The organism is Mesorhizobium sp. (assembly GCF_005063415.1).
In the GTDB taxonomy this organism is placed as follows: Bacteria; Pseudomonadota; Alphaproteobacteria; order Rhizobiales; family Rhizobiaceae; genus Mesorhizobium.
Genome location: NZ_SUEG01000180.1, coordinates 4,510 through 9,223 on the forward strand (window position 1 = coordinate 4,510; position 4,714 = coordinate 9,223).

Annotated in this window: 6 protein-coding genes; 5 read left to right on the plus strand and 1 reads right to left on the minus strand. The window is 64.1% G+C overall.

Annotated features, from left to right (window positions below):
- Window positions 1-57 precede the first annotated feature (57 nt).
- The gene (locus E5W70_RS28445; protein WP_292664633.1) at window positions 58-270 is read right to left on the minus strand and encodes a hypothetical protein; all 213 of its coding nucleotides are present in this window, start codon (window positions 268-270) and stop codon (window positions 58-60) included.
- A gap of 363 nt (window positions 271-633) precedes the next feature.
- Here E5W70_RS28445 and E5W70_RS28450 point away from each other — a divergent pair, with 363 nt between their 5' ends.
- The 5 genes from E5W70_RS28450 to E5W70_RS28470 form a co-directional block, all read left to right on the plus strand.
- Entirely contained in the window at window positions 634-1,110 is a 477-nt protein-coding gene (locus E5W70_RS28450; RefSeq protein WP_292664634.1) for an Hsp20 family protein, read from the plus strand.
- Window positions 1,111-1,139: 29 nt separating this feature from the next.
- Window positions 1,140-1,661, plus strand: coding sequence for an Hsp20/alpha crystallin family protein (locus tag E5W70_RS28455; protein ID WP_292664635.1), 522 nt, complete (start codon window positions 1,140-1,142; stop codon window positions 1,659-1,661).
- 68 nt (window positions 1,662-1,729) lie between these two features.
- Window positions 1,730-2,410, plus strand: coding sequence for a hypothetical protein (locus tag E5W70_RS28460; protein ID WP_292664636.1), 681 nt, complete (start codon window positions 1,730-1,732; stop codon window positions 2,408-2,410).
- Window positions 2,411-2,520: 110 nt separating this feature from the next.
- Window positions 2,521-3,123, plus strand: a complete 603-nt coding sequence (locus E5W70_RS28465; RefSeq protein WP_292664637.1) for a CDP-alcohol phosphatidyltransferase family protein — start codon at window positions 2,521-2,523, stop codon at window positions 3,121-3,123.
- 26 nt (window positions 3,124-3,149) lie between these two features.
- Window positions 3,150-4,714, plus strand: a 1,565-nt coding sequence (locus E5W70_RS28470) for a bifunctional alpha/beta hydrolase/class I SAM-dependent methyltransferase (RefSeq protein ID WP_292664638.1), incomplete at its 3' end; no start/stop codon positions are given.

A 4,714-nucleotide genomic window follows, 5' to 3' on the forward strand; every position in this document is an offset into this window, starting at 1 on the left:
GCTGAAGGACATGGTTCGTCTCTCTGCGCGGTTCAAGAGCATCGCGGAAATGGCCGGTTATTCCTCCTCGTCCGGCCCTTGCAGCAGTTCGATCAGCATCGCTACTCTTGCCGTCGGCAGCGGTCGGCCCTCGTTCACCAGCGCCTCGTCGGCGGCGATCCAGGCCAGGGCCTCACGCAATTCCTGGACCGTCCCGTCCGTCGCCGCAATGTCGGCGATGACGGCGTCGTCGACCGGGCCCAGCACAGAAATGATCTCGTCGCGTGTCATGGTCAGCTCCATCTGCGAGTGCCGGGAATGGGCCCGGCAACACAAGAATCTGTGTCTTGACCTGCGGCCGACAATAACCGGCCGGAGAAGTCGGCGTTGGCGGTTGAAGGCAGCCGGCAAACAGGCAATCTCCTGCCGGACATCTCCCCTTGCGGGTCCTCAAGCGGGGAGATTGGCAGCCTCGCCGAACCGACCGAAAAACCGGGCCCGAAAAACCGGCAACGCGAAAGCCACCGGGTCTTGACTTGCGGCGGACAGTAACCAGATCGAAGGCACCGGTCGCCGAAATGGGGCCGGTGAAACCAGGGAGCGCCAGCTCTTTGGCCCTCCTCGTATCTATGTTGCTCGATGGAGGATGTAGCTATGAGAACCGCATTCGACTTTTCCCCGCTCTATCGGTCGAGCATCGGCTTCGACCGCGTCTTCAACCTGCTGGAAAATGCTCCGCAGGCTTTCGACGGCTGGCCGCCCTATGACATCGCGCGCAGCGGCGAGAACAATTACCGCGTCACCATCGCCGTCGCCGGCTTTTCCGAGGACGACCTCGAGATAACCCACGAGCCGAACCTCCTGATCGTCTCGGGCCGGTACAAGGAGCCGGATAACGCGGAGTATCTGCATCGTGGCCTCGCCGCACGGCCCTTTACCCGCCGTTTCGAGCTTGCTGATCACGTCAAGGTCGCAGGCGCCTCGCTCGACAACGGCCTGCTCAGCATCGATCTGGTACGTGAGGTGCCCGAGGAGATGAAGCCGCGGCGCATCGCCATCACGATCGACGTCGCCGCGCCGAAGACCGGGCCGAAGGTCGCGCAGGTCGAAGCAAACAAGCAGGCCGCCTGAACGCACCAGTCGAGAAAGGAGACTATGCAATGGCTATTCGTGATCTCATTCCCTGGGGCCGGGAGAACAATCAGGCCCCCAGCCTGTTCCGCGACAGCGATCGCGATCCCTTCCTGGCGCTGCATCGCGAAATGAACCGCCTGTTCGACGAGGCGTTCCGCGGCTTCGACACGCGGCTGCCGTCGCTCGGTGGCCTCTCCGCTGCACGCGCCAGCTGGCCGAGTGTCGAAATCTCCGATAGCGAAAAGGAGATCCGCGTCACCGCCGAGATTCCCGGCATGGACGAGAAGGACGTCGAGCTGCTGCTCGACGACGGCGTGCTGACGCTGCGCGGCGAGAAGCGCGAAGAGACCGAGGACAAGGACAGGCAGTTTTCCGAACGCTTCTATGGCCGTTTCGAGCGGCGGATCCCGCTCGGCTACGAAGTCGACGAAGACAAGGTGAACGCGGCGTTCCGGAACGGCGTGCTCAGCGTGACGCTGCCGAAGACGGAGCGCGCCCAGGCCAAGGCCAAGCGTATCGCCATCAACGACGGCAACGGCAAGTCCTGATGGCTCGCAGCAGGACCACGCCCCCTTCTGCCCTGCCGGTTCCGGCGGGCAGAGGGGGGCAAATGTCGATGACCCGTTCTCCCGACACTCCGGTTCCGCCTGACCAGGCGCAGCACGCCCTGCAGTGCCTGACGACCGAGCATTTCGTGCTGCAAAACGCTCGCGCCGCGACCATTCAGGAAGCGAACCAGCGAGCCGATCTGTTCCTGACCTCGGTCTCGAGCGCAACGATTGCCTTGTCCTTCGTCGCGCAGATCACGGAGATGGGCAGGCCGTTCGTGTTGTTCAGCCTGATCTTGCTGCCTTGCCTTTTCTTCATCGGCCTGGTCACGTTTGTGCGCGCGGTGCAGGTTGCCATCGAGGACATGGTGCATGCCCGCGGCATGGCCAGGATCCGCCACTATTTCGTCGAACTGGCGCCCGTCCTGCAAAGATATCTTGTCAATTCCACGCATGACGACCCCTCGGCGGTGCTGGTCGACAAAGGTCTCAGGCCCTCGCCGCTGCAATATTTCATGACCACCGCGGGGATGGTGGGCACGATCAACGGCGCCATCGCCGGCGTCTTCACCGGCATCGTTGTAAAGTCCGCGTTCGGCGGAGGCATGTCGCCCGGCGTGATTTGCGGGCTGCTGGTCTTCGCCGCATGTATTCTCATCCTGCGGCGTTATCATAGTCGCGCCTGGGCGGCGGCCGAAGAAATCTTGCCCGCACGGTTCCCGGGCGACAGTGGCGACAGCGAAAGCTAGCGCCGACGCAACCGGATGTCGAAAAGTGGCAGGGCGCCGCCCTTGCGTCTTGCGCGCCAATTGACCATCCTCGCCAACATCACTTTGCACCGCGGCCGGGGGGTTCGCATATGCCGACGCTTTATGCGCTGAAACCGGCCTTCCAGGCCAGGCTGCGGCCGCTTGCCGACGGCCTGGCCAGGGCGGGCATCACCGCCAACCAGATCACGCTGCTGGCCGCGGCTCTCTCGCTCGCCACCGGCCTTGTGGTGGCAGCCCTTGCCGGCCACCGCGTGGTCTTTCTGCTGATGCCGCTCGTGCTGTTTATGCGAATGGCGCTGAATGCTATCGACGGTATGCTAGCAAGGGAACATGGCCAGGCCTCGAAGCTCGGCATGTATCTCAACGAGCTCTGCGACGTTGTCTCCGATCTCGCTTTGATCCTGGCTTTTGCCGTCATCTTTCCTGCCTGGGGCGTCGTTGCATTTGCTATCGCGGCGATGATCGCGGAGTTCGCCGGCGTGCTCGGCATCGCCGCAGGAATCGGGCGCAACTATGCCGGTCCGTTCGGCAAAAGCGACCGGGCGCTGGCGCTTGGCATCCTCGCTGTGCTTGTCGCGTCCGGCCTATGGGTCCCGGCGCTCACGCCGCTCGTGTTTCCGGCCATGGCTACACTCTCGCTGGCGACCGCCATCAACCGGATACGCAGCGGCCTTAACGGGAGCGGCAGCTGAATTCCGGTCTCGCCAGGGAGAACAACATGCTTCACCAACAGACGGTTGCCGCCGTGGCTCCAGCCAACATCGAGCGGGTGGCGCAGGAGCGCAGCTTCAAGAGCCATGACGGCACCGAGATCTTCTATCGCTATTGGCCGGCGCTGTCGGAAAACCGCAAGGGCGCCATCCTGCTGTTCCACCGCGGCCACGAGCATGGCGGCCGCATGGCACATCTGGTCGACGAGCTCCAGATGCCCGACCACGCCTTCTACGCCTGGGACGCGCGCGGCAATGGCCGCTCCGCCGGCGAACGCGGCTATGCGCCGTCGTTTGCCGCGCTGGTGCGCGACATCGATTGTTTCGTGCGCGAGATCGGCAGCGAGGGCTTTGCCCGGCGCGACATTGCGCTGATCGCGCAATCCTTCGGCGCCGTGCTTGCCGCCGCCTGGGTGCATGATTATGCGCCTGACATTCGCGCTCTGGTGCTGGCCTCGCCGGCCTTCTCGGTCAAGCTCTACATGCCCTTTGCCAAGCAAGGCATTGCGCTCTGGCAAAAAATGAAGGGCCGCTTCTTCGTCAATTCCTACGTCAAGGCCAAATTCCTGACGCATGATCCCGAGCGCATCGCCTCCTTCGACGCCGACCCGCTGATCACGCGGCCAATCGCCTCCAACATCCTGGTCGAGCTCTACAATCATGCCGCGCGCATCGTCGCCGACGCCCGCGCCATCACCGTGCCGACACAGCTTCTGATCTCCGGCAGCGACTGGGTGGTGCGGCATGGACCGCAGCACGAGTTTTTCGTCAACCTGGCGAGCCCGGCCAAGGAGCGGCACGTGCTGCCCGGTTTCTTTCACGACACGCTGGGCGAGCGCGACCGCCACAAGGCACTCGACCTGATCGGGCCGTTCCTTGAAAAGCAGTTCGCGGCGCCGGAAAAGCCGGTCGACCTGATCGACGCTGACCGCGTCGGCTACACACGCGACGAGGCCGACCGGCTGGCCTCACCGCTGCCGCTGCTGTCGCCCAGAGGCCTCTACTGGGCAATGAGCCGCGCCTCGATCCGCATGGGCGCCTGGCTGTCGTCGGGCATGAAGACGGGGATTGCCACCGGCTTCGATTCCGGCTCGACTCTCGACTATGTCTACGAGAACGATGCGCGCGGCATCAGCCCCATCGGCCGCATGATCGACCGCACCTTTCTCGACGCCATCGGCTGGCGCGGCATCCGCCAGCGCAAGCTGCATCTGGAGGAGCTGATCGGCAGCGCCGTTGAGACGCTGAAGGCCGCCGGCCGGCCGGTCCATATCGTCGATATCGCCGCCGGCCATGGCCGCTACGTGCTCGATGCCGTGCAGAAATGCGCCGAGCCGCCGGCAAGCGTTCGGCTGCAGGATTTCTCCGAGCTCAATGTCTCGCTCGGCCGCAAGCTGATCGCCGAGCGCAAGTTGCCGGCGACCGTTTCGTTCCATCAAGGTGACGCCTTCGACGCCACGATGCTGGCCGGGCTCGACCTGGGGCCGGATCTCGCCATCGTCTCGGGGCTCTACGAATTGTTTTCCGGCAATGCCATGATCGCCCGCTCGCTCGGTGGACTGGCCAGCGCGAT